Here is a 22,486-nt window from a genome sequence, read left to right as displayed (position 1 = left end):
CTATGCATTCCAAGACGATTCTTGTTTCGTGCGGCCGCACTATCACGCTCGAACGTGCGTCCGCGTTATTCTCTTCTATGGATGCCGACGTGCGTTCGCTGAAAGTGCCGCCTGCGCAGGCGCTTTCTTCCGGTCACGGTTTGGGCGTTGACTTGCTCGTGATTGACGATACCAATGGCGGGTGTGACATTTCGGCCATCGAAGCCGAGCTTGCCAGCGGCGGCGATTCCGCGCTGTTTTTGATGCTCGACGAATCGCGCATGAAGTCGGTGCGCCTGCCCGTGCGCGTGACGAGCGATTTTGCATGCAGCGGCGCGAGTGACGACGAGATCAAGCTTCGCTGCCGTCGCCTATTGTGGCCAGGCGAAATGACGAGCGATGCCGACTTCATCCATATGGGCGCGCTCACGGTGAACTTGGCGACATATCAGGTGAAGGTCAATGGCGAGCCTATCGATTTGACGTTCATGGAATATGCCCTGCTGTCGTTTTTGGTCACGCATCCGGGACGAATTTACTCGCGCGAGGTGCTGCTCTCCCAGGTGTGGGGCTTCGACTATTACGGCGGCAGCCGCACGGTCGATGTGCATGTGCGCCGCCTGCGCGCTAAGCTCGGCCCCGAGGTTGCCCAGCATATCGAAACCGTGCGTGGCGCTGGCTATTTGTGGCAGAGCTAAACGCGCAAGGCCCATTTGCATGCAATGAAGAGAAGACCAACCTGAGGGTTGGTCTTCTCTTGTATGGGAGGGGTTAAAAGAGGGGTATCGCAGAAAGCGAAGTTTCTGGGTTTAGCCCAGAAACTCGTTGATGACGTTGCCCGCGTACACGCCGGAGCCAGGGGCAAGGCCGACGGAAGAGCCCGGGTTGTCGTAATAAGGCACGCAGTACGTGCTGCCCTGGTCGACACATGCGCGGCATTTCTATTCCAGGCTTGAGGTCCACTCGAAACAAGAGCTGCTCGATTTGGTGGGGGCGAAGCAGACCGTGCAATAGCGAAAGTGCAGGAAAACGGCGCGAAAACAAGAGGAAAAGCAGGGGGTCTAGGCAAGAATCGGGCAAGGTTTCAGTGCTAACTTCTTTCCACGCGAAGGCTCGCACAGGAAGGCAAGCCTTCATTAATGATATTAAATATGATATCATTCGGAGGAGGTATGGCTACGATAGAAGAATTGCTCGAGGAACTGCGCCGCAACCCTCGCCACGTGCGATTTCGTGATGCCGATAGGGTGCGCAGGGCATATTTTGGTGAGCCGCGAACGCACGGTTCGCATCATGTGTTCAAAACGTCCTGGCAAGGCAATCCGCGCATCAATATCCAAAATCGTAAAGGGTTCGTCGCGCCATATCAGGTTTCGCAACTGCTTCGAGCAATCGACCTTATGGAGGTGTTGAGCGATGAAGGCAACCGCTGACATGTATACGTATCGCGTTTTTTGGTCGGGCGAAGATGGCGCATTCGTGGCGTCCGTTTCGGAATTCCCGAGCTTGTCGAATGTTGCCGATTCTCAGAAAGAGGCGCTCAACGGCTTGAGCGAGCTTGTCGCCGATGTTCTTGCCGATATGCGTGAAAGCGGAGAACAGCCGCCTGTTCCTTTGGGATGCCGCACCTATTCGGGAAAATACGCTCTGCGCATGACCCCCGAGCAGCATCGGCGTGTGGTAATGGAGGCGGCGGAGCAGGGCGTTTCGGTGAACCAGCTGCTCATCTCGCGCGTGTAAGCCTGGCTTGCGGCAGGGCGGTCCCATGCTTGCGCTTTCCGCGGCCGAATTCGGGAGACGCGCGCGTTTATTTCGTCCTCATTACTTGAATATTTCCTGTTCGTAACGCCAGTTTCGCCTTTGTTACGGCTTGGTTTTTCAGCCGTTAACTCATCTTTGTGCGCCCCTTGCGCGCGTCGAAGCTCCCCATAATGAAGTGCGTCATATCCATGGGCGCACAGAACGCCGGGTGTGGAGAGGCCATTTTCGAATATTCGGTTTCGCGAGCCTTATTTCGGAAACGCATGGGGAACGGCCACTCCACAAACGACAATCAATGCGCCCGCCGGAAGAAGGGAGCAATCATGTTTGATCCAGGCAGCACCGGATTCATGATTCTGGGCGCAATGTTGGTGTTCTTGATGACGCCGGCACTTGCATTTTTCTATGGCGGCCTTTCTCGCCGCAAAAATGTGTTGAACACCATGTTCATGTCAATCGCCGTAATTGGTTTCGTTGGCGTGTTGTGGATTGTGGCCGGCTGGTCGTTCGCCTACGGCGGCGACGGCAGCTGTCCGTTCTTCGGCGGCTTCGACCAGATTTTCTGCGTGGGGCTGCTCGATAACATGTTGGGTGGCAGCGATCTGGCGCTTTCCCACGACACGTACCCCGTGCTCGTTGACGTCGCTTTCCAGGCTGCGTTCGCCATTATCACCATCGCCATTATCACGGGTTCCTTGGCTGGCCGCATGAAGTTTGGTGCGGTGCTCGCGTTCATCTCTATTTGGCTGTTGCTCGTGTATGCCCCCTTGGCCCACATGGTGTGGGGTGGCGACGGCCCGCTCATCGGCGACACCATTGGTGCGCTCGACTTCGCTGGCGGCGACGTTGTGCATATCTCTTCTGGTCTTACGGGTCTCATCCTGTGCGTGCTGCTCGGCAAGCGTCGCGGCTACGGCATGATGAGCTATCGCCCGCACAACATTCCCTTTGTTGCTTTGGGTGCTTCGCTTCTGTGGTTCGGCTGGTTCGGTTTCAACGGCGCTTCTGCATTCGCTGCCGATGGCGTTGCTGCGCTCGCGTTCCTCAACACTATGGTTGCACCTGCTGCCGCTATGATTTCCTGGATGCTCGTTGAGCGTCTGCGCTCTGGCAAGGCGACGCTCGTTGGCGCATGCACGGGCATCGTTGCCGGCTTGGTCGTCATCACCCCGGCTGCTGGCTTCGTTGATGTGTGGGCCGCTGTTGTCATGGGCCTCATCGTTTCCCCCATTTGCTATTCGGCCATGGCGTTCCTCAAGCCGAAGCTTGGCTACGACGATGCTCTTGACGCATTCGGCTGCCACGGCATCGGCGGCATGGTGGGCGGCGTGCTCACCGGCATCTTCTGTGTGCCCGACCTCTCCTGGACCGACTTCGGCGGCCTGCTGTACACCGGTGATCCCACGCTGCTCATCGCTCAGATTGAGGGCATCCTTATCACTATCGTGTTCGTTGCTGTAATGTCGGCCATCATCGGCCTTGTGGTGAAGGTTCTGTTTAAGGGCAGCCTGCGCGTGTCCGTCGAGGAAGAAGCTGAAGGCCTTGATGCTCGCGAGCACGGCGAGAGCGCATACCCCGCGTTCAATGGCCTGGACTAACTGGTAGCTCGGAATTTCGAAAGGAGCCATCGATGAAAAAGATTGAAGCCATCGTTCGTCCGGCGAAGCTTGAAGCGCTCAAGGATGCGTTTCTCGAGGCTGGCATCAAAGGCATGACTATTTCCCAGGTGCAGGGTTGCGGAAATCAGCATGGCTGGAAAGAGTACTACCGCGGCAGCGAGGTTATCGTGAACATGCTGCCGAAGATTATGCTCACCGTGGTCGTCGAGGATGATAAGGTCAATTCCACCGTCGAGCTTATTTGCAATACCGCCCGTACCGGCGAGGTAGGCGACGGCAAGATTTTCGTCTCGCCCGTCGAGCAGGTGGTTCGCATTCGTACTGGCGAAAGCGGAGAAGGGGCGGTATAGGGTTGCTCCTGAACCGCACTCGCCAGATTGCCGTCTGTCGATTCTTGACGTGCACGAACAAGCCCCATTCTTCTGAGAGAATGGGGCTTTCTTTATGTCCACGTGCTCATATGTGTAAGAAGTGAACCAAGTATGCACGTGGCATGGGTTCAATATGGAGGGCGTTTCACACCCCCTTGCGCGCTAGCCCCGCCCGTGCGTGTGGTAATATGGCACGGTTGTATGCACGAATGGAAAGGTCGTCCCGTGTTTGGTATCGGTGGAACTGAGCTCTTCCTCATTCTCCTGTTCGGCTTTTTGATTTTCGGTCCCGACAAATTGCCCGCCATCGCGAAAACCGTTGGCAAGGCGATTTCGAAGTTCCGCAGCGCCCAGGATGAAATGAACAAGGTCGTAAAGACTGAAATCTACGACCCCTTGACCGATGACTCCGTCAAAAACCCGATGGAGCAGATCGACAAAGAGAACAAGCAGAAAATCGAGAAGAAGGAATCGTTCGCTTCTCGTAAGGCGAAATACGACAAAGAGCGCGCCGACAAGGTGAAGCGCGAGGCTGCGATGAAAGCCGCCAAGGAAGTGCGCGCTGAAGCCGCTGCCGAAGCCGAAGCCGCCAAGAAGAAAGCCGAAGCCGCCGCTGCCGCCGCAGTGCAGGCGAAGCCCGGCGAGGCTGGCGCGGGCATTGCGGCCGCGACTGCTGCGAACGCTGCCTTGAGCGCCGAGGCCGCCAAGGCCCTGAGCGGCGATGCCGCCAAGGCGAAGGCGAAAGCTGAAGAGCTGGCTGCCGCAACCAAGCCCGCAACGGTGCATGAGAAAGTCATGGCCGCGCGCATGGAAGCAACCGAAAAAGCCCAAGCCGAAGTCAACGCCGAGCGTGCCGCCGAGGCCGAACTCGCGAGCGAGATTCTCGGCACGGCCAAGCCTGCTAAAAAGAAGAAGCGTCCCGCAGCGGCCGACGCTGCCAACGAGTCCGCCGCGACCCAGAAGGAGGAGTAGCCCATGCCTATCGGTCCGGCGAGAATGCCGCTTTTTGATCACCTGGGTGAGCTGCGCATGCGTTTGGTGCGCATCGTGGTTTCCCTGTTTATTGCCATGTGCGTGTTCTATATGGCAACGCCTACCATCATTCAATTTATGTGCCTGCCCGTAGCTGATTACCTGCCAAAGGGCGACGATGGCTTGGTGGTTTTGAACGTGCTCGACGTGTTCGGCTCGTTCACGATTCGTTTCAAGGTTGCGCTATGGGCGTCGGTTGTCGCATGCATGCCTATTATTCTGTGGCAGATTCTCGCGTTCTTCCTGCCGGCCTTGAAGCCTAACGAGCGCAAGTGGTTCATTCCCACGTTCGCCGTGGGCGTGTTCTTGTTCATCTTCGGCACGGTGTTCTGCTATCTGTTCATTTTGCATCCGGCTGTGCAGTGGCTCACCGATCAGGCTGGCGGCTTCGCGCAAATCCTGCCCGACGCCAAATCGTGGGTCGATGTCATCATCAACTTCGAGCTGTGTTTCGGCGTCGCATTCGAACTGCCGCTCGTCGTGTTCTACTTGGTTATTTTCGACATCGTTCCCTATAAGAAGCTTCGCAGCTCGTGGCGTACGGTTTACATCGTGCTTATGGTCATTTCCGCTATGGCAACGCCCGACGCTTCGCCTGTTACCATGCTGCTCATGTTTGGCGCCATGATCATTCTGTATGAAGCCAGCTTGCTGGTCGCACGAATCGTTCTGGGCAACCGTTTAAAGAAGCGCCAGGAGGAAGAGGCCCGCGAGGCGGCCGAAGATGCCGAGATTGCTGCCGAATGGGACGAAACCAAGAAGAAGGCCAAGAAGAAGTTCAAAGAACACATGGACCTGGACGACTAACCGAAAGCGCCATCTGCGAAGGTGGCGCTTTCGGTATTCTTACTTGATAGGAAAAGTCAGCGAAAAGCTGTCCGGTGCGGCAGGTTGGCCCGAAGGCAAGCCGCCGCGTAGCAGCGCTACGCAAGGTGAAGTCTGAGGGCCAAGATGCCGTGCTGGACAGCTTTGTAGCGTCAATCCGTTCCGCCGTTCGGCAGAACGGCGGAAAGGGTAATCATGCACGAGCTTGGAATGGTGACGGGCGTTGTTGAGAGCGTGCGCCAGGCGGCCGAGGCGAACCATGCCGACAAGGTATTGAAAGTGTCGCTTTCCGTAGGCGAGATGACCGAGGCTATCGAGGACGCTCTCACCTTTGCGTACGAGGCCATTACCGACAACGATCCGCTGTTCTCAGGCTCGAAGCTCGACATCACCATGGTGCCGCCGAAGAGCCGCTGCGTGGAGTGTGGCCATGAATTTACCCATGATCGCTTCCATGTGATGTGTCCTGAATGCGGTGGTTTTGCCGACCTTATCGAAGGCAAGGAACTGCGAATCGATTCGATCGAAGTCGATATTCCCGACGAAAACGAAGAGTAAAAAATCGCCCCGAGTTTTTCTCGGGGCGATTTTGTATGGGGCGCATGAATGGCGACCATGATAGAAGTAGAAGAAATTACCAGCTCAAAAGCTCATATCCAGTTTCGGTAATCAAAACCTGAACTTCCCATTGGGCCGTGTCGCTGCCGTCGGCAGTGCGCACGGTCCAGCCGTTCGGGTCGCTCGAATCAATGTCGGGCGCGCCCGCGTTCACCATGGGCTCGATGGTGAACGTCATGCCCGGTACGAGCACCATGCCTTCGCCTGGCTCGCTCACGAAGCTCACGAACGGGTCTTCGTGGAATTCAAAGCCGCAGCCGTGTCCGCCGTATTCGCGCACGACCGAATAGCCCTGCGATTTGGCGTATTCGTGTACGGCGGCGCCCACGTCGCCCAACAGCCCCCAGGGCTTAATGGCGGCAAGGCCCGCTTCCACGGCCTTCTTGGTTTCTTCAACCAGACGGCGGCGTTCGGGCGAGACTTCGCCAATGCAGAACATGCGCGACGAATCGCTGTAATAGCCGTCAAGAATGGTGGAGCAGTCAATATTGACGATATCGCCCTCTTTCAGCACGTCCTCTTTGCAGGGAATGCCGTGGCAAATGACGTCGTTGATGGACGTGCACACGCTTTTCGGGAAGCCGCCGTATCCCAGGTCGGCCGGCGTGCCGCCATGTTCGATGGTGTAATCGTAAATCCACTGGTCGATTTCTTCGGTGGACACGCCCGGCGCAATGCGCTCGGCTACCATGTCGAGCACGCCCACGTTGATGGCTGCGCTTGCTTTGATGGCCTCGATGTCAGCGGGGCCTTTCAGAATGTCGCGCGTGGGAACCTCGTAGCCCTTGTCATAGAGCTCTTGCAGGTGTTCATCGGTTTGCCAATGGCACTTCTTGTACTTCTTGCCGCTGCCGCACCAGCATTCGTCGTTGCGTCCCGGCTGGCCTTCGCCGTCGTACATTGCGATCCTCGTTTCGCTCGGGCGGCCGCGATCGGCCGCAAAAATAGTTTCAGATATTGTAGCGCTCATTTCAGGCGTGGTCATTGCAGAAAGAAAGCCAAGGGAAACATCTGACGAATCGTTCATCTCGCCTTCAATACCGTTTCCGCGCGATACATGCCATTGGTGTGCTGCGGTGCCGCCGCGCGTCGCATCGCGCACGAAATGCACTACACTGAGCGCAGCGTTAGAAGAGGAGGAATCCCATGCAAATAGATATGAAACAACCCATTCTCGACAAGAACGATCGCCTTGCGCAGGAGAACCGCGCACTGTTCGCCGAAAAGCGCGTGTTCGTGCTCGATTTGCTCGCAAGCCCCGGCTCAGGCAAAACGTCTACCATTCTTGCCACCATTGAAGCGCTGCGCGACGAGTTCAACATCGCCGTTATCGAAGGCGATATCGCGAGCGACGTCGATGCGAAGCGCATTGGCGCTCAGGGCATTGCTGCGGTGCAAATCAACACGGGTGGCGCGTGCCATCTTGAAAGCGACATGATTCGCCGCGCGGTCGATGCGCTCGACTTGGACAACCTCGACCTCATCATTGTCGAAAATGTGGGCAATCTCGTGTGTCCCACCGATTTCGACTTGGGCGAAGGCGCCAAGGTCATGATTTTGTCCGTGCCAGAAGGCGACGACAAGCCGCTGAAGTATCCTGGCGTTTTCCAGGCGAGCGAGGCCATCATCCTGAACAAGGTCGACACCATGAGCGTGTTCAATTTCGACGAGAAAGCTTTCCGCGACGAAGTTGCCCAACTCAATCCGAAGGCACCTATTTTCCCCATCGCGGCGACGAAGGGTGAGGGCGTTGACGCTTGGGCCAATTGGCTGCGCGATCGCATCCATGCGCTCCAGCAGGCCTAAGCCTGTTATGCTGGAATCATCTGGGGTGAAGGTTGGCTAGAGCGGTTCCTTTTGAATCGAGCGGAGCGCCCCTTGTGGCATTTGAGAGACCGCCATTGTTTTCTCGATTTCAAGCGGCTGCGCAAAGGTGCGCGGCCGCTTTTCTTTATTTTATTGTCATGCGTTGTTCGAAATGCCTTAGAAACAGCCTTGAGCTAGACTTTCAAAAACGTGAAAGGAAGTGCGTGCTATGAACCCTGAACAGCAATATACGGCCTGTGTTGCGGGCCTGAAAGAATTCGTAGAGGGCATTGGAGGCCGCGGCGTTGTTTTGGGACTTTCGGGCGGAATCGATTCGAGCCTGGTTGCATGCATGTGCGTGGATGCCTTCGGCGCCGAAAACGTGCACGGCTATATGCTGCCCGGTCCTTATTCCACCGAACATTCCTTGGTCGACGCTCAGGAACTTGCCCGCAACCTGGGTATTCGTGCCGAGCGCGTAAGCATCGCGGAGGCATATCAGGTGTTCGAGAGTCAGTTGTCGAACCTGTGCCCGAGTTTCGATCGCTCAACGGCGGGTGAGAACACCCAGGCTCGATGCCGCATGATTGTGCTCATGGCGCTTGCGAACTTCTACGGGTGGACCATGGTGAACACTGGCAACAAGAGCGAGGCCATGATGGGCTATTCCACGCTTTATGGCGATACGGCTGGCGCTTATGCCCCTATTGGCGGCTTGTATAAAACCGACGTGTATGCAGTTTCACGTTGGGTGAATGCTCACGCTGAAGCGGCGGGACGGGTGGCCCCCATTCCCGAACATGTGCTCGTGAAGCCGCCGAGTGCCGAGCTCGCTCCCGGCCAGCAAGATGAGACCTCGCTCGGCACCACCTATGCCGAGCTCGACAAGCTGCTCATCGATTACAAAGAACGCGGCAAAAGCGTCGAGCAACTCGTTGCTGCCGGCTATGACGCGGCAGAGGTCGAACGCATTACCAAACGTGTGGAGGCGTATGCGTTCAAGCGTGCCCTCGAGCCGCAATTCCCCGTTATTCCATACGCGGAATAGTGTTGCCTGCGGGCATATTGCGCCCGCCCTCAAAATCGCGCCGTCTGCGGCGATGTCGCTGCCGTTCCTGTGAAAGCGCTTTGAAGCTGTGCGGCATCGGCTAAACTTGATTGGTCATACGCGAAGCGGCCATCGCGCCGTCTGCGGTGATGACGTTTGCAAACCGTATCTTCACAAGGAGGAACGACATGCCCGAAATCACCCGTGATCAGGTGAAGGTTCCCGCCGACGTGAGCGCCGACGCTCGCGAGACGTACATTGACAATTATATGGCCGCCACGCGCGGTACCGGCCGTTTGATGCTGTTCGCATGCGACCAGAAGATCGAGCATCTCAATGGCGACTTCTACGGCGAAGGCATCGACCCCGCCGACCTCGATCCCGAGCATCTGTTCAAAATTGCCAGCGAAGGCGTGTGCGGCGTGTGCGCCGGCCAGCGCGGCCTCGTTGCTCGTTATGCTGCCGATTATCCCGAGGTCAACTACCTGGTCAAGATGAATTCGAAGACCAATCTTGTGAAAACCGCCCAGGACGATCCCTACAGCCCGCAGTTGCACGACCTCGAGGCCGTGCTCGATATGCGCGCGAACGGCGTGAACGTGGTGGGCTTGGGCTACACCATCTACCTGGGTTCTGAATACGAAAGCACCATGCTCGCCGAGGCCGGCCAGCTCATCGCCGAGGCCCATGCCGCCGGCTTGCTTGTGGTTCTGTGGATTTACCCTCGCGGCAAGGCTGTTGCCGATGAGAAGGCTCCTGCCCTCATCGCTGGCGCCGCTGGCGTCGCGCTGTGCCTGGGTGCCGACTTCGTGAAGGTGAACCCGCCGAAGGCCACCGACGAAGCAACCTCCGCCGAGAACCTCGCAGTCGCTTCCGCCGCTGCTGGCCGCACGGGCCTTGTGTGCGCTGGCGGTTCCACCGTCGACGCCGAAACGTTCCTCACGCAGCTGCATGATCAGATCCATGTTGGCCATGCCTGCGGCAACGCGACTGGTCGCAACATTCACCAGCGCTCCCTCGACGAGGCCGTGCGTTTGACCAAGGCGATTTCCGCCATCACCCTCGCTGACTACAGCGTCGCCGACGCTCTGGCGGTCTTCAAGGGCGAGAAAGACTTCGCGCTGTAAGTCGAATTCGCGTACAATCGAAGAGCTTGTTCGGAAGGTCCCGGCAACGGGACCTTCTTTTTATTGCCCGACGCTTCGCTTTCGACGTTCGGGATGGCATTCAGAAAGGGACTTGCATGCCGTACGTAAGCCATAGCGTTGAAGAAACCCAGCAACTTGCTCGCGCGATTTCTGAGCGTGTGCAGCCAGGCGATGTGATTTTGCTCGTGGGAGATTTGGGCGCGGGCAAAACCCACTTCACGCAAGGCTTCGCTGCGGGACTCGGTATTGCCGAAGTTCCCACAAGCCCCACGTTCAATTTGGTATGCGAATACCACGATGGCCGCTTGCCGCTGTATCACTTCGATTTGTATCGTTTGGAAGAGCCCGAAGAGCTCGAAGATATCGACTATTACGGCATTACCGAAGGCGATGGCGTGTCGCTTGTAGAATGGGGCGATAAATTCGAAGAGGCCGCACCCGACGACTGCCTCGTACTCGATTTCAAGGTGTCTGAAGATGGCACGCGCACGATTCATGCACATGCGACGGGGGAGCGTGCCCGCGAGATGGTCGACGGTCTGTTTTAGTTTCTTGAAGTTGTAAATATCCTAAATAATCTCTAGGAACTAAGTACTAAATAAAAAGAAAGTAAGTATCGAAAAGGTACTAAGCTACCTAAAAGAAACGGGAGCCGCAGGGGCTCCCGTTGTTCGTACTGAATTAATCCTGTTTTACAACAAGGACGTCGCAGCGCAAATTACGAATGAGGTACGTGGAAACGCTGCCAACGAACACGTACTTGATGTTGCTCAGGCCGCGCTCGCCGCAAATGACCAAATCGGGATCGAACGGCTGGATGAGCTCCTCGTTCAAAGTCTCGGTAATGCGACCGGCTTTCACGACGACGCCAACAGAGGGGATGTCGGGGTTGTTGCGGGCGGCTTCTAGCATATCGCCGAGCGATTCTTCGAGCTTTTTCTTCATGTCCATTGCCAGTGCGGCAAAGTCGGTGCCTGCCGCCTCATAGGGCACGGAATCAACCACGTGGCCAAACACCAAATCGGCATGCTCGCTTGCAGCGAGCTCAATCGCGCGTTCGGCGACCATTTCCTGAGTTTTCGCACCATCGAGAGCAGCGAAAATACGCTTGTATTGCATTGACATAACGGCTCCAATCCCTTGAGTTTGCCGTGCATTGGTATGCGCGCCTTCGATGGCTCTATTGTAACACTGGGGTATTGGGCGAGGCTTTTAAAGTCTTCCAACGCGCCCGAGCGTCTCCGTTTCAGTCTTGTGGCAACTCTTCCGAAAAGGGTATAGGTTCCTATAAGAAACCAATATCCAAAACGGTATGCAGTTCCTTAAAATAAAGTTTCACAAAAAGACGAAAAACGCAGGTGAACGTTCTAAGGAGACGGGAAAAACGTGGTAATATGCACAACGTGCGACGCGAAGGCGCCATGGGTTGTGGTGTCCTCGTGAAAGCTTAATCAATATACGTGCGATTCTGCCTTACCTCTGGTAAAGTATTCGGTCGCTGCGTTTGCAGTGCGCACAGCGTAATCGACAGAGTTTGGGAAGAGGAAGATTCTTGGCTAAAGAAGACGTCATCGAACTTGAGGGCACCGTTCTGGAGGCTCTCCCGAACGCAATGTTCAAAGTCGAGCTCGAGAACGGCCATGAGATTCTCGCTCATATCTCTGGCAAGATGCGCATGCATTACATCAAGATTCTGCCCGGCGACAAAGTCACGGTCGAGCTTTCGATTTACGACCTGAGCCGTGGCCGTATCACCTATCGCTTTAAATAAGCGGTACGTTGCACCCGCCATATCGCGCAAGTGAGCCGGCAGGGTGCTTTAGTGCGCTCTCAAGCGCATGCCCTTCGGGGCGCAAAAAGTGAAAACATCGCCTGCGGCTGGGCGTGTTTCATAGAGTGAAGAGTAAATGGTTCCCCAGAGGCAAATCCGTCAGCCGAAGGGAAGCCGCACATTCAAAGGAGACAAGCATGAAGGTCCGTCCTTCGGTCAAGAAGATGTGCGACAAGTGCAAGATCATTAGGCGTCATGGCAAGGTCCTCGTCATTTGCGAGAACCCTCGTCACAAGCAGCGCCAGGGCTAAAAAGAGAGAGGAAGATATACCATGGCTCGTCTTTTCGGCGTCGACCTCCCTCGCGAGAAGCGCATCGAGATCGGTTTGACCTACATTTACGGCATCGGCAACACGACCGCCAAGAAGATCATTGCAGAGACCGGCGTTAACCCTGACATCCGTGTCAAGGATATCTCCGAAGACGATCTGCAGAAGATCCGCGAATACATCGACAAGAACCTCACCGTCGAAGGTGACCTGCACCGCGAGGTTTCGCAGAACATCAAGCGTCTGATGGAGATTGGCTGCTACCGTGGCCTCCGTCACCGCAAGGGTCTGCCCGTTCGTGGCCAGCGTACCCACACCAATGCTCGCACCCGCAAGGGCCCGCGTAAGCAAATCGGCGGCAAGAAGAAGTAGGGGTTTGACACATGGCTAAAAAGAACGTTCGCACCCGCATCAAGCGCTCCGAGCGCAAGAACATTGCGGTGGGACAGGCTCACATCAAGAGCACTTTCAACAACACCATCGTTTCCATCACTGACCCTCAGGGCAACGTGATTTCCTGGAATTCTGCTGGCACCGTGGGCTTCAAGGGCTCTCGTAAGTCCACCCCGTTTGCTGCGCAGATGGCTGCCGAGCAGGCTGCCAAAACCGCTATGGAGCATGGCCTGAAAAAGGTCGCCGTCTTCGTGAAGGGCCCCGGCTCTGGTCGCGAGACCGCCATCCGCTCCCTGCAGGCTGCTGGCCTCGAGGTCTCTAGCATTCAGGATTGCACGCCCATCCCGCACAACGGCTGCCGCCCCTGCAAGCGTCGCCGCTGCTAATTAAGAGAGGATCGAATCACTATGGCAATCAACAGAACTCCGGTTCTTAAGCGCTGCCGCCAGCTCGGTATTGATCCGGTCGTGCTCGGCTACAGCTCTAAGAAGGAATCCATTCGCCAGCCCAAGCGTCGCCGTAAGGAATCTGAGTACGGCATGCAGCTGCGCGAGAAGCAGAAGGCCAAGTTCATCTATGGCGTTCTGGAGAAGCAGTTCCGCGGCTACTTCAACAAGGCTAAGCGTCAGCCCGGCATCACCGGCGAGAACCTGATGCGCATCCTTGAGTCGCGTCTCGACAACGTCGTGTTCCGTCTGGGCTTTGCTCGCACCCGCAAGGAAGCCCGTCAGACCGTTTCCCATGGTCATATCACCGTTAACGGCAAGCGCGTCGACATTCCGTCTTACCGCGTTCGCCCCGGCGATGTCGTTGCTGTGGCCGACAAGGCCAAGGAGATGCTCGTTATCAAGAGCGCTCTCGTTTCCAATGAGCGTATGCAGGTTCCTGCATGGCTCGAGGTTGACATCGAGAAGCTTCAGGGCAACGTGCTGTCTCTCCCCAACCGCGACCAGATCGATTTGGACATCAACGAGCAGCTTATCGTCGAGCTCTACTCGAAGTAATTAACCGCGGCTTAAGGAGGCTTACAAACTATGGCAGAGTTCATGAGGCCAACCGTTACTACCGAAGAAGTGAACGACACCGTCGCCCGCTTCATCGTCGAGCCGCTTGAGCGTGGTTTCGGATACACGCTGGGTAACTGCATGCGTCGCGTTCTGCTGTCGTCGCTGGACGGAGCCAAAGCCACGGCTATCCAGATCGAAGGCGTTCAGCATGAGTTCACGACCGCTGAAGGCGTCATCGAAGACGTCACCGATATCGTCCTCAACGTGAAGGGCCTTGTTTTCTCGGCCCTCTCTGAGGACTACACGGAAGCCACGGCCACCATTTCGGTCGAGGGCCCGTGCACGGTAACCGGCGCCGATGTGAAGGTTCCCGCCGAGTTCACGCTCATTAACCCCGAGCACGTCATTTGCACCGTTGCCGATGGCGGCACGCTGAACATGAGCATCCGCATTGGCGTGGGCCGTGGGTACGTCTCGGCTGAGCGCAACAAGCGCACCGAGGACCCCATTGGCATTATCCACGTCGACAGCTTGTTCTCTCCCGTGCGTCGTTGCACTCTCGCAGTGAGCGACACGCGTGTGGGTCAGCGCACCGACTTCGACAAGCTGGTTCTCGAAGTTGAGACTGATGGCTCCATCGCTCCTAACGAAGCGGTGTGTCGTGCGTCGAACATCATCGACCAGTACATGGGTGCCTTCCTTTCGCTGGCTGATATTGTCGACGAGGAAGAGGGCGAGATTCCGTCCATCTTCGCACCGGAGGGCCAGGAGGCCAACGCCGAGCTCGACAAGCAGATTGAGGATTTGGACCTTTCCGTCCGCTCTTACAACTGCTTGAAGCGCGCAGGCATCCATTCGGTGCGTCAGCTGGTCGAGTTCTCCGAGAACGACCTGCTCAACATCCGCAACTTTGGCGCGAAGTCCATCGAAGAGGTCAAGGACAAGCTGATCTCTATGGACCTCAACTTGAAGCAATAACTAGGAGACTACACGATGAGGCATTACAAGAAGGGCCGCAAGCTGGGCACCGATGCCAGCCATACTAAGGCCATGAAGAAGTCCCTGGTGCAGGCGCTGTTCACCAATGATCGCATTAAGACCATTGAAGCCCGCGCTAAGGAGATTCGTCCCGACGTCGACCGCATCATCACCTGGGCCAAGCGTGGCGACCTGCATTCTCGCCGTCTCGCTATCGCCGCTCTCGGCGACAAAGAGCTCGTTCGCGAGATCTTTGAGAAGGTTCAGCAGGGCATGTGGGCCGACCGCCAGGGTGGCTACACTCGCATCATGAAGCTTGGCACCCGCAAGGGCGACAACGCTAGCATGGTTATCATGGAGCTCGTGACCGAGCCCGTGAAGAAGGCTGAGAAGAAGGCCGAAGCTGTTAAGGCTGCTCCGAAGAAGGTTGAAGAGGCCAAGGCCGAAGAGACCGTCGAAGAGCCCAAGGCTGAAGAAGCCGTCGAGGCTGAAGCTGCTACCGAGGAAAAAGCCGAATAACTCGCTTTTCAACGGGAATATAGCAAAACAAACGCCGTCCTTCGGGGCGGCGTTTTTGCGTTACCATATAAAGACGAGGGGAACCTATTGCAAGGAGGCATCTCATGTCTGAGTTTGGAAAAATCCTCAATAGCGCAATCGATGCCGCGCAGGAATTAGCGGGCGATATGAAAGCTGCGACCGACAAAATGATTGATACCGCTCAAGAACAGGCCCCAAGCGTCGTTGCAAGCGCTCGCGAAAAGCGCCAGGCGTTGACCGACCAGGCGCGCGAAAATATTCCGGGCCTTATCGACGAGGCGAAGAATGCGACCGAGAAGGCGTTGGATGACGCGAAAGCTGTAAGCGATAAGCTCATGGACACCGCGAAAGAAGTTGGCGACAAAGCGGCTGAAATGGCCAAGGAAGTCTCGCAGCGCAATGCCAATAAGGCAGGGGAGTAGGTTCTCTCGATTCTTGCTCGGGCTTTCTCGGGGCGAAAACAATGGAATACGCATTTCAAGAGGAGGGCTTCGGCCTTCCTCTTTTATACTTGCGGCATGCTCATGTCCGCACAACATAATTCGACTCCGCTTGACGCTCGCTTCGCCCTTGTGGGCTTATTTGCGTATTCGGTTTCGCTATTTTTCGTGGCAACGTGGGTGGGATTGGGCGTATTTGTTCTGCTCTTGGTCGCGGTGCTTCTGTATTTTCGTATTTCGTTGCGCAATATGGGCGCATGCATAGCTCCGCTTGCATTCATTCTCGCGTGTACCGTCATCGCCCAAATTCCCCATGGCATTGGTGCTGGGCTTTTCTATGCAGCACGCATCATCGTTCTTGCTTTGGCTGCGCTTTCGGTCTCCCTCGCGTATGACAGCGCGCAGTTCACCCGCGCATTTTCGGGCTTGATGAGCCCTCTTCGGAATCTTGGGGTTCCTGTTGACGATATTTCGACGACGTTCTCGCTCGCTCTTCGCTTCATTCCGGCGTGTTTTGACGAATATGTGACCGTGTGCCAGGCGCAACGTTCGCGGTGTGCGCATTTCGACGATGGTGGCCTTGTGAACAAGATAGTGCAGCGGGGTAGGGCTTTCGTTGCGATGCTCGTGGGATTGTTTCGCCATGCGAGCGTATTGGCATGTGCCATGGAGGCTCGATGTTATGGTGCGCTCGGAGTTCGTACATGCTTGCACGGCGAGCAGCGCGTGGGGCCGCGTTCGGTCGCTTTAGTCGCGGCTTTTTCCGTCTTCTGCATTTTTATGGGCGTTCTCTTGTAAAGGAGACTGTTTGCAAGGGGTCAAAAAGCGCCTTTGGACGATGCTTCGTACGCCAGTCTCCGTTGCTCGAGCCCCTTTGCCGGCTAAGTTGCGCCGTTTGCCGCATCGCCCTTTCGTGTGTGGTATACAATTTCGCTGTTAGGGCGGGGCTTGTAGGCCCCGGTTCGTTCATCATAGGAGGAAACTTCATGAGCATCATCTTCGACGTCTACGGCCGAGAGGTTCTCGATTCCCGCGGCAACCCCACGGTTGAGGTCGAGGTTACCCTCGACGACGGTTCGTTCGCACGCGCGATCGTTCCGTCTGGCGCATCTACTGGCGCATTCGAGGCTGTTGAGCTGCGTGACGGCGATAAGGACCGCTACCTTGGCAAGGGCGTTCAGAAGGCCGTCGCCCATGTGAATGAGGAAATTGCCGAAGCGATTATCGGCATGGACGCTCGCGACCAGCGTGCTATCGACGCCGAAATGATTGACGTCGACGGTACTCCGAACAAGGGCAACCTGGGCGCGAACGCCGTTTTGGGTGCTTCTCTCGCTTGCGCACGTGCCGCTGCCCAGTCGAGCGAGCTGCCGCTGTATCGCTACGTTGGCGGCGCAAACGCCCATGTGCTGCCGACGCCCATGATGAACATTCTCAACGGCGGCGTGCATGCCGACAACAACGTTGACTTCCAGGAGTTCATGATTATGCCTGTTGGCGCTGAGTCGTTCGCCGAGGGCCTGCGTTGGTGCGCCGAGATTTATCACACGTTGAAAAAGGTTTTGCATGAAGCTGGCCTCGGTGGCGGCGTGGGTGACGAGGGCGGTTTCGCTCCCAACCTGAAGACTAATGAAGAGCCTCTGAAATACATCGTTCAGGCATGCGAGGCCGCGGGCTACAAGCTGGGCAGCGACATCATGTTTGCCATGGACCCTGCTTCCACGGAATACTACGACGCTGAGCGCGGCATGTATTGCCTCGCAGGCGAAGGCGTTGAGTACACGAGCGAGCAAATGGTCGATTACTGGGAGAAGCTCGTCGATAAGTACCCCATTATCTCCATCGAAGACGGCATGGCCGAGGAAGACTGGGATGGTTGGAAACTTCTTACCGATCGCATTGGCGACCGCGTGCAGCTTGTCGGCGACGACTTGTTTGTCACGAACACCGAGCGTCTGAAGAAGGGTATCGAGATGGGCGTCGCCAACGCCATTTTGGTGAAGGTGAACCAGATTGGCAGCCTTACCGAGGCGCTCGAGGCTATCGAGATGGCCAAGGAAGCCGGTTACGCGTGCGTCATGAGCCACCGCTCTGGCGAGAGCGAAGATACCACGATCGCCGATTTGGCCGTTGCCATGAATACCGGCCAAATCAAGACGGGCGCTCCGTGCCGCAGCGACCGCATCGCTAAATACAACCAGCTCATCCGCATCGAGGAAGAACTCGGCATGTCCGGCGCATATGCTGGCAAGGATGCGTTCTACAACATCAAGTAGTTTTGCGTCGAATCGACTTTGCGCAAGAGTGAATCGCGAAAGCCCTGGCAGTTGCTGGGGCTTTCTTGTTGCCGCGGGAAAACTTGGGACGAATTCGTCCGAAAACCCTGCACTATGTGGGGTATAGTGAATGAGTTATGTTGAAACGCTGTGCAGGGGTGTTCGGTGTTTCAACGAGTCGCTAAAGAAAGCAGGAATACTATGGCAAAGTCCAACGGGGGCTCGTCATCTCAGGTGAACGATCCCAATGGCCTGTCGCTGCCGCATCTTATTGCGGCCGTGATTACCGCCGTTATCGGCGGTGGCGTCTTCACCATGGCCGGCGATATGGCCGCGGCGGGCGCGAATACGGGTGCCGTGCTCATCGGCTGGGTCGTATGCGGCATCGGCGTTTTCTCGCTCATGATGTGCTTCTACGCACTGAGCAAATATAAATCTGAATTGGTGGGCGGCATCTATTCGTATGCTCGCGCAGGTTGGGGCGAGTTCATGGGCTTCATTTCGGCCTATGGCTACTGGATTTCGGCGCTGCTTGCCACCGTTTCCTACACCACGCTTCTGTTCGCGTCCATCTCGTACTTCGTTCCCCTGTTCGGAGAGGGTAATAACCTTCCTTCGGTCATCGGCGCATCCATCGTGGTTTGGATTTGCTGGCTTTTGGTGAGCCGCGGCGTGAAAGAGGCTGCGAGCGTCAACATCATCACGACTATCGCCAAGCTGGTTCCGCTGTTCGTTGCGATCGTCGCAATCCTGTTCAGCATGCACTTCGACCCGGAAATCTTCATGGACAACTTCTGGGGCGAGCCCGATGGACCGAGCTTGTGGGATCAGGTTGTTGGCACCGTGGGCGTGAGCATCTGGATCTTCTTGGGCATCGAGGGTGCTGTCGCCATTTCCGGTCGCGCGAAATACAGCAAAGACGTAGGCCGCGCAACCGTCACCGCATTCATTGGCATTCTGTGCATCTACCTGCTGGTTTCCATTCTGTCCATGGGCGTTATGCCTCGCGCTGAGCTTGCAGAGCTTCCCAACCCGTCGATGGCGGGCGTGCTCGAGGCCGTCGTTGGACCGTGGGGCGCGGCACTTGTGAATTTGGGCGTTGCCCTGTCTCTTCTGGGTGCCATGCTGGGCTACACCATCATCTCTTCCGAATGTCCTCACGAGGCTGCGAAGCAGGGCGTGTTCCCGAAAGTCTTCGCGAAGGAAAATCGCAAGGGCGCCCCTATCGTCACCCTTACGGTGACCTGCCTCATCGTTCAGGCGTTCCTCATCATCATTTTGTTCTCTGAGCAAACGTACCAGTTCTTCTATGGCGTGTCGGTTTCGATGATTTTGATTCCGTACTTCTTCAGTTCGATGTTCTTGCTCGTGTGTGCGTTTAAGAAGGACGGGTTCGAAGGCGTTACGGGCGGCAAACTAGCGTTCTACCGCGGTATTGGCATCGTCGGCTTCTTCTACTCGATCTTCCTGATTTACGCGGGCGGCCTTACGGGTCTCATGATCACGACCATTCTGTTTGCGCCGGGCATTGTTTTGTACTGGTATGGCCAGAAAGAGCGTAACGAGGCGTTCCTGCCGAAAACGCTCGACAAGGTGGTTGCCGCCGCTATTGTCGCGTTCTTCGTGATCAGCATCGTGTGCATTGCGACGGGTACGATTTCGGTTATCTAACTCGAACGTTTTCGTTGCGCAGAAGTGATGCGCTAGGGCCAGGGGATTGCTCCCTGGCCCTTTTGCGTTGAGGGAGGATACAGCGCGATAACCTGGGCTTGTTTTCTGTTCGTGAAAATAAGCATGCGCGTGGTCGATTGGATGCCGCGCCTGCCGTCTGCGTGGTATCATGAACGGAAACTAGCTCACAGCATTACATCCACTTCAAACACATCACGATGCAAGGGGCCTCATTTTTTTATGTCGCGCAACAGCAGCAATATCATTTCATTTGACGGCTCGAACCGCGCATCTTCGCGTGCGTCGCGAGATGTTGTTGAGTCGCGTGCTGCTCGATATGACGAAAGCGCATCCATGCGCGGTCGCGACGTCTATGCCTCATCGGGTCGTGTCGGCTCTCATGCTGTTGGCGAAACCTCTTCCGCTCGCGGGCTCGATTATTCCCAATCGCTCGATTCGTTTTCAAGCGACCGTTTCGCCCGCGGCGAACGTGCCCGATTCTCGAAAGTCACGCGCTCTGGACGTATCCAGCCTATCGTTGAGCCGACTCCCTACGATGACCGCGAAGCATCGTTCGCGGCGAATTCGCGCGTGAGTTCGCGTCCGGCTCGCTCCTCGCGCTCGGCATCGGACCGAAAGGCGTCGAGGCCGTCCGGCTTCGATTTGGGTGCTTTTTCGGCATTCGACGATCTTGACGAGCAGCTCTTCGGCGACGGTTCGGCCCGCTTGAATTCGCGCCGCTCCTCTCGTTCGGACGAGTCGCGCAACTCGCGTGGCGCATCGGCGCAGCCCCGTGCTGCGGTCGAGGTATTCGATCCCGATGATATCGAGAATGACGAGGACGAGACGTCGTATGGTTCGCGCCTTTCGAAAAAGGAGCGCCGTCAGAAGTCGAAGGCCAAGGCCAAAGCCGAGAAGCTTTTCAATCGCCAATTTGGAGGCGACGCTGGCGCTCCTGCGCAAGCGGGCAGTCGGGCGGCGGTCTACAAGGGCGAGATGGGTCGTAATCATAAGCGAGCTTTCAACGACCTTGGCGGTTCGAGCGAGGGACGCAGTGCTCGTGGCGGCCGAGGCGCGGCTGCCACAAGTCGCGCGTCGCAGACAAAAGCCCATTTGAGCGCACCGATTTGGGTCTATGCGCTCGGCATTTTGATTTGCATCGCCGCGGCTCTTTGGTTCTTGTATCCTATGGCGCAGCAGTATTACGTGGGTTTGCGCACGCAAGACAAGCTTGAGGCGGAATACGCCCTGCTCAGCGAGCGCAACGCAGCTATCCAAAGCGACATCGATCGGCTTTCGACCGACGAGGGCATCGAAGATGTTGCGCGCGAGCAGCTTGGTTGGGTGTCGAAGGGCGAGACCGCTGGCGTTGTGGTTGGCCTTTCTGAAGACGAAACGTCGTCGACGCCTGATACGGTGCATTCTCAAATCGATTCCGCGAGCGTGAAAACGCCCGACACATGGTACTCGGGCGTGCTCGACCCTCTTTTCGGGTATAGCGACGCTCAATAAAGCACGATTCGAGCCGGGGAAATTCCCCGGCTCTTTCTTTACAATGAAAGCAAGATGGAAGAGCGAGCAGAAAGGTGCGTCGCATGAGGGTCGCTGCAATCGATATCGGAACAGTAACGAGCCGTTTGCTCGTTGCGGACGTGGATGCTTCGGGCACGCGGCAGGTGGCTCGCCAAAGCGCCATCACGAATTTGGGCGAAGGGGTCGATGCTTCAGGCGAACTTTTGCCTGAGGCAATCGATCGCACGGTTGCCCAGGTCGCTGAGTACCGCAAGGTTATTGATGCATGTGCGGTCGATCGCGTGGTCGCTCTTGCCACGAGCGCGAGTCGCGATGCGCGCAATTCGGGAGTATTCGTGTCGCGTCTGCGTGAAGTCGGCGTTGAACTGTCGGTGATTCCGGGCGAGCGTGAGGCGGCGCTGTCGTTTTTGGGTGCGTCGAATGATTTTCGCAATGAGGATTTGCTGTTTGCCGATATCGGTGGCGGTTCGACCGAGATGGTATTTGGTCGAGCGAATGGATCGGCTGGCGACCTTGTGCCTGATGTTGCGGTGCGAGCATCGCATTCTTTCAACATCGGCTGCCGTCGCATGACGGAGCGATTCTTGGCCGGTGACCCGCCGACGAAAGGCGAGCTTGCTGCGGCTTCGGCATGGGCGCACGAGACTCTCGCGCCGTTTTTCGAAACGCGCAATTTGTGCGACCGTCTTGTTGCGGTTGCGGGGACGCCCACGAGTGTGGTGGCCGTGCGAGACGCTTTGGTGCCCTATGACTCATCGAAGGTTCATGGTACTCGCGTGACGCGCACTGAATTCGACGAAGTGGCTAAGCGCATGTGGGCGTTGCCGCTCGCCGAACGCATGAAGGTTGCAGGCATCCAGCCCAAGCGGGCGGGTATTTTTCCGGCGGGCCTTGTGATTCTGGGTGCGGTCATGGACCTTGCGAATCTTGACGGCTTCACGGTGAGCGAGAGTGATATTCTTATCGGCATTGTGCTTGACGCGGCAAGAAACGCGCTTTAGGAAGCGCTGGTTAATTGCAAGCCCCCCCCCATGTATTCAATGCTCAGAGCGTATAGCATGTTAACGGGGGTGCCGGCTTTTGGTTTTACGGAAGGACGCCCTAGGGCGTGAGCGTAGAGCCGATTGCCGCGAGTCGGGCCCTTGTGCGCGGTTTGGCGATTCTCAAAACGCTTTGATCGCTCAGGGGTCGGCGCTGCTCGGCAACCGGCGTAAAGGTTGATTTTCATTGTTAGCCGAACACTCGTGCCGTAACCGGCGTTTTCGCAGTTAGCAGGACGGGCGTGCAAACGCCCGTCCTGCGTCTTCCCAGGTCGATATGGCTCCAATCTCGGTCGATCGC

The 22,486-nt window shown here is 56.7% G+C and carries 27 protein-coding genes; 25 read left to right on the top strand and 2 right to left on the bottom strand.

Annotation, left to right across the window (positions count from 1 at the left end; all coding sequences use genetic code 11):
- Positions 1-2 precede the first annotated feature (2 nt).
- From DMP05_RS05080 to DMP05_RS05045, 8 genes are all read left to right on the top strand, one after another.
- Complete coding sequence (locus DMP05_RS05080; protein WP_123219452.1) at positions 3-677, top strand: winged helix family transcriptional regulator; 675 nt, start codon at positions 3-5, stop codon at positions 675-677.
- A 441-nt stretch (positions 678-1,118) separates the two neighbouring features.
- Positions 1,119-1,412, top strand: coding sequence for a toxin HicA (locus DMP05_RS05075; protein ID WP_244595054.1), 294 nt, complete (start codon positions 1,119-1,121; stop codon positions 1,410-1,412).
- The gene (locus tag DMP05_RS05070) at positions 1,396-1,719 is read left to right on the top strand and encodes a type II toxin-antitoxin system HicB family antitoxin (RefSeq protein ID WP_114614670.1); all 324 of its coding nucleotides are present in this window, start codon (positions 1,396-1,398) and stop codon (positions 1,717-1,719) included. Before DMP05_RS05075 ends, DMP05_RS05070 begins: the two co-directional genes overlap by 17 nt.
- A 344-nt stretch (positions 1,720-2,063) precedes the next feature.
- Positions 2,064-3,338, top strand: coding sequence for an ammonium transporter (locus DMP05_RS05065; RefSeq protein WP_123219450.1), 1,275 nt, complete (start codon positions 2,064-2,066; stop codon positions 3,336-3,338).
- Positions 3,339-3,370: 32 nt separating this feature from the next.
- Positions 3,371-3,709, top strand: coding sequence for a P-II family nitrogen regulator (locus tag DMP05_RS05060; RefSeq protein ID WP_114614667.1), 339 nt, complete (start codon positions 3,371-3,373; stop codon positions 3,707-3,709).
- A 246-nt stretch (positions 3,710-3,955) separates the two neighbouring features.
- A complete protein-coding gene (locus DMP05_RS05055) occupies positions 3,956-4,702 on the top strand; it encodes a twin-arginine translocase TatA/TatE family subunit (RefSeq protein ID WP_123219449.1) in 747 nt (248 codons plus the stop codon).
- A 3-nt stretch (positions 4,703-4,705) separates the two neighbouring features.
- On the top strand, positions 4,706-5,569 hold the full coding sequence (tatC, locus tag DMP05_RS05050) for a twin-arginine translocase subunit TatC (RefSeq protein WP_123219448.1): 864 nt from the start codon (positions 4,706-4,708) through the stop codon (positions 5,567-5,569).
- 213 nt (positions 5,570-5,782) lie between these two features.
- The gene (locus tag DMP05_RS05045) at positions 5,783-6,145 is read left to right on the top strand and encodes a hydrogenase maturation nickel metallochaperone HypA/HybF (RefSeq protein ID WP_114614664.1); all 363 of its coding nucleotides are present in this window, start codon (positions 5,783-5,785) and stop codon (positions 6,143-6,145) included.
- Positions 6,146-6,221: 76 nt separating this feature from the next.
- Here DMP05_RS05045 and DMP05_RS05040 read toward each other — a convergent pair whose 3' ends face one another.
- Positions 6,222-7,106 carry a methionyl aminopeptidase gene (locus DMP05_RS05040; protein ID WP_123219502.1) on the bottom strand — a complete coding sequence of 295 codons (885 nt, stop codon included), beginning with the start codon at positions 7,104-7,106 and terminating at the stop codon, positions 6,222-6,224.
- A gap of 245 nt (positions 7,107-7,351) precedes the next feature.
- Between DMP05_RS05040 and hypB the strand changes: the two genes are divergently transcribed.
- The 4 genes from hypB to tsaE all read left to right on the top strand — a co-directional run bounded on the left by hypB (position 7,352) and on the right by tsaE (position 10,755).
- The gene (gene hypB / locus DMP05_RS05035; RefSeq protein WP_114614663.1) at positions 7,352-8,011 is read left to right on the top strand and encodes a hydrogenase nickel incorporation protein HypB; all 660 of its coding nucleotides are present in this window, start codon (positions 7,352-7,354) and stop codon (positions 8,009-8,011) included.
- Positions 8,012-8,240: 229 nt separating this feature from the next.
- Positions 8,241-9,059 (top strand): NAD(+) synthase, encoded by an 819-nt coding sequence (gene nadE / locus DMP05_RS05030; RefSeq protein ID WP_123219447.1) that lies wholly within the window; start codon positions 8,241-8,243, stop codon positions 9,057-9,059.
- Positions 9,060-9,247: 188 nt separating this feature from the next.
- On the top strand, positions 9,248-10,186 hold the full coding sequence (locus tag DMP05_RS05025; RefSeq protein WP_123219501.1) for a beta/alpha barrel domain-containing protein: 939 nt from the start codon (positions 9,248-9,250) through the stop codon (positions 10,184-10,186).
- Between the two features lie 116 nt (positions 10,187-10,302).
- Positions 10,303-10,755 carry a tRNA (adenosine(37)-N6)-threonylcarbamoyltransferase complex ATPase subunit type 1 TsaE gene (gene tsaE / locus DMP05_RS05020; RefSeq protein ID WP_123219446.1) on the top strand — a complete coding sequence of 151 codons (453 nt, stop codon included), beginning with the start codon at positions 10,303-10,305 and terminating at the stop codon, positions 10,753-10,755.
- A gap of 133 nt (positions 10,756-10,888) precedes the next feature.
- Here the strand turns inward: tsaE and DMP05_RS05015 are convergent, their stop codons facing one another.
- Complete coding sequence (locus DMP05_RS05015) at positions 10,889-11,332, bottom strand: universal stress protein (protein ID WP_123219445.1); 444 nt, start codon at positions 11,330-11,332, stop codon at positions 10,889-10,891.
- 427 nt (positions 11,333-11,759) lie between these two features.
- Between DMP05_RS05015 and infA the strand changes: the two genes are divergently transcribed.
- From infA to DMP05_RS04950, 13 genes are all read left to right on the top strand, one after another.
- Positions 11,760-11,978, top strand: coding sequence for a translation initiation factor IF-1 (infA, locus tag DMP05_RS05010; RefSeq protein WP_114614659.1), 219 nt, complete (start codon positions 11,760-11,762; stop codon positions 11,976-11,978).
- Between the two features lie 197 nt (positions 11,979-12,175).
- On the top strand, positions 12,176-12,289 hold the full coding sequence (gene rpmJ, locus DMP05_RS05005) for a 50S ribosomal protein L36 (RefSeq protein ID WP_006363204.1): 114 nt from the start codon (positions 12,176-12,178) through the stop codon (positions 12,287-12,289).
- A 21-nt stretch (positions 12,290-12,310) separates the two neighbouring features.
- Positions 12,311-12,679 (top strand): 30S ribosomal protein S13, encoded by a 369-nt coding sequence (gene rpsM, locus DMP05_RS05000; protein WP_114614658.1) that lies wholly within the window; start codon positions 12,311-12,313, stop codon positions 12,677-12,679.
- Positions 12,680-12,690: 11 nt separating this feature from the next.
- Positions 12,691-13,086 carry a 30S ribosomal protein S11 gene (gene rpsK, locus DMP05_RS04995; RefSeq protein WP_114614657.1) on the top strand — a complete coding sequence of 132 codons (396 nt, stop codon included), beginning with the start codon at positions 12,691-12,693 and terminating at the stop codon, positions 13,084-13,086.
- A gap of 21 nt (positions 13,087-13,107) precedes the next feature.
- Positions 13,108-13,704, top strand: a complete 597-nt coding sequence (gene rpsD, locus DMP05_RS04990; protein ID WP_114614656.1) for a 30S ribosomal protein S4 — start codon at positions 13,108-13,110, stop codon at positions 13,702-13,704.
- Positions 13,705-13,734: 30 nt separating this feature from the next.
- The gene (locus DMP05_RS04985; protein WP_114614655.1) at positions 13,735-14,685 is read left to right on the top strand and encodes a DNA-directed RNA polymerase subunit alpha; all 951 of its coding nucleotides are present in this window, start codon (positions 13,735-13,737) and stop codon (positions 14,683-14,685) included.
- A gap of 15 nt (positions 14,686-14,700) precedes the next feature.
- Positions 14,701-15,204 (top strand): 50S ribosomal protein L17, encoded by a 504-nt coding sequence (rplQ, locus tag DMP05_RS04980; protein WP_123219444.1) that lies wholly within the window; start codon positions 14,701-14,703, stop codon positions 15,202-15,204.
- Between the two features lie 104 nt (positions 15,205-15,308).
- The gene (locus tag DMP05_RS04975) at positions 15,309-15,647 is read left to right on the top strand and encodes a hypothetical protein (protein WP_123219443.1); all 339 of its coding nucleotides are present in this window, start codon (positions 15,309-15,311) and stop codon (positions 15,645-15,647) included.
- A 96-nt stretch (positions 15,648-15,743) separates the two neighbouring features.
- Positions 15,744-16,463 carry an energy-coupling factor transporter transmembrane component T family protein gene (locus DMP05_RS10270; RefSeq protein WP_123219442.1) on the top strand — a complete coding sequence of 240 codons (720 nt, stop codon included), beginning with the start codon at positions 15,744-15,746 and terminating at the stop codon, positions 16,461-16,463.
- A gap of 188 nt (positions 16,464-16,651) precedes the next feature.
- Positions 16,652-17,941 carry a phosphopyruvate hydratase gene (gene eno, locus DMP05_RS04965; RefSeq protein WP_123219441.1) on the top strand — a complete coding sequence of 430 codons (1,290 nt, stop codon included), beginning with the start codon at positions 16,652-16,654 and terminating at the stop codon, positions 17,939-17,941.
- A gap of 201 nt (positions 17,942-18,142) precedes the next feature.
- The gene (locus DMP05_RS04960; protein ID WP_114614650.1) at positions 18,143-19,612 is read left to right on the top strand and encodes a basic amino acid/polyamine antiporter; all 1,470 of its coding nucleotides are present in this window, start codon (positions 18,143-18,145) and stop codon (positions 19,610-19,612) included.
- Positions 19,613-19,852: 240 nt separating this feature from the next.
- On the top strand, positions 19,853-21,124 hold the full coding sequence (locus tag DMP05_RS04955) for an FtsB family cell division protein (protein ID WP_161957471.1): 1,272 nt from the start codon (positions 19,853-19,855) through the stop codon (positions 21,122-21,124).
- A gap of 83 nt (positions 21,125-21,207) precedes the next feature.
- Positions 21,208-22,146, top strand: coding sequence for a Ppx/GppA phosphatase family protein (locus DMP05_RS04950; protein WP_123219439.1), 939 nt, complete (start codon positions 21,208-21,210; stop codon positions 22,144-22,146).
- Positions 22,147-22,486 lie beyond the last annotated feature (340 nt).

The organism is Slackia isoflavoniconvertens, assembly GCF_003725955.1.
GTDB lineage: Bacteria > Actinomycetota > Coriobacteriia > Coriobacteriales > Eggerthellaceae > Slackia > Slackia isoflavoniconvertens.
This window is presented reverse-complemented; position numbering and strand designations above follow the sequence as displayed.

Coding starts and splice junctions, on each gene's coding strand:
- DMP05_RS05080 (WP_123219452.1), top strand. CDS start 3: ATGCATTCCAAGACGATTCTTGTTTCGTGCGGCCGCACTATCACGCTC.
- DMP05_RS05075 (WP_244595054.1), top strand. CDS start 1,119: ATGATATTAAATATGATATCATTCGGAGGAGGTATGGCTACGATAGAA.
- DMP05_RS05070 (WP_114614670.1), top strand. CDS start 1,396: ATGAAGGCAACCGCTGACATGTATACGTATCGCGTTTTTTGGTCGGGC.
- DMP05_RS05065 (WP_123219450.1), top strand. CDS start 2,064: ATGTTTGATCCAGGCAGCACCGGATTCATGATTCTGGGCGCAATGTTG.
- DMP05_RS05060 (WP_114614667.1), top strand. CDS start 3,371: ATGAAAAAGATTGAAGCCATCGTTCGTCCGGCGAAGCTTGAAGCGCTC.
- tatC (WP_123219448.1), top strand. CDS start 4,706: ATGCCTATCGGTCCGGCGAGAATGCCGCTTTTTGATCACCTGGGTGAG.
- DMP05_RS05045 (WP_114614664.1), top strand. CDS start 5,783: ATGCACGAGCTTGGAATGGTGACGGGCGTTGTTGAGAGCGTGCGCCAG.
- DMP05_RS05040 (WP_123219502.1), bottom strand. CDS start 7,106: ATGTACGACGGCGAAGGCCAGCCGGGACGCAACGACGAATGCTGGTGC.
- hypB (WP_114614663.1), top strand. CDS start 7,352: ATGCAAATAGATATGAAACAACCCATTCTCGACAAGAACGATCGCCTT.
- nadE (WP_123219447.1), top strand. CDS start 8,241: ATGAACCCTGAACAGCAATATACGGCCTGTGTTGCGGGCCTGAAAGAA.
- DMP05_RS05025 (WP_123219501.1), top strand. CDS start 9,248: ATGCCCGAAATCACCCGTGATCAGGTGAAGGTTCCCGCCGACGTGAGC.
- tsaE (WP_123219446.1), top strand. CDS start 10,303: ATGCCGTACGTAAGCCATAGCGTTGAAGAAACCCAGCAACTTGCTCGC.
- DMP05_RS05015 (WP_123219445.1), bottom strand. CDS start 11,332: ATGTCAATGCAATACAAGCGTATTTTCGCTGCTCTCGATGGTGCGAAA.
- rpmJ (WP_006363204.1), top strand. CDS start 12,176: ATGAAGGTCCGTCCTTCGGTCAAGAAGATGTGCGACAAGTGCAAGATC.
- rpsM (WP_114614658.1), top strand. CDS start 12,311: ATGGCTCGTCTTTTCGGCGTCGACCTCCCTCGCGAGAAGCGCATCGAG.
- rpsK (WP_114614657.1), top strand. CDS start 12,691: ATGGCTAAAAAGAACGTTCGCACCCGCATCAAGCGCTCCGAGCGCAAG.
- rpsD (WP_114614656.1), top strand. CDS start 13,108: ATGGCAATCAACAGAACTCCGGTTCTTAAGCGCTGCCGCCAGCTCGGT.
- DMP05_RS04985 (WP_114614655.1), top strand. CDS start 13,735: ATGGCAGAGTTCATGAGGCCAACCGTTACTACCGAAGAAGTGAACGAC.
- rplQ (WP_123219444.1), top strand. CDS start 14,701: ATGAGGCATTACAAGAAGGGCCGCAAGCTGGGCACCGATGCCAGCCAT.
- DMP05_RS04975 (WP_123219443.1), top strand. CDS start 15,309: ATGTCTGAGTTTGGAAAAATCCTCAATAGCGCAATCGATGCCGCGCAG.
- DMP05_RS10270 (WP_123219442.1), top strand. CDS start 15,744: ATGCTCATGTCCGCACAACATAATTCGACTCCGCTTGACGCTCGCTTC.
- eno (WP_123219441.1), top strand. CDS start 16,652: ATGAGCATCATCTTCGACGTCTACGGCCGAGAGGTTCTCGATTCCCGC.
- DMP05_RS04960 (WP_114614650.1), top strand. CDS start 18,143: ATGGCAAAGTCCAACGGGGGCTCGTCATCTCAGGTGAACGATCCCAAT.
- DMP05_RS04955 (WP_161957471.1), top strand. CDS start 19,853: ATGTCGCGCAACAGCAGCAATATCATTTCATTTGACGGCTCGAACCGC.
- DMP05_RS04950 (WP_123219439.1), top strand. CDS start 21,208: ATGAGGGTCGCTGCAATCGATATCGGAACAGTAACGAGCCGTTTGCTC.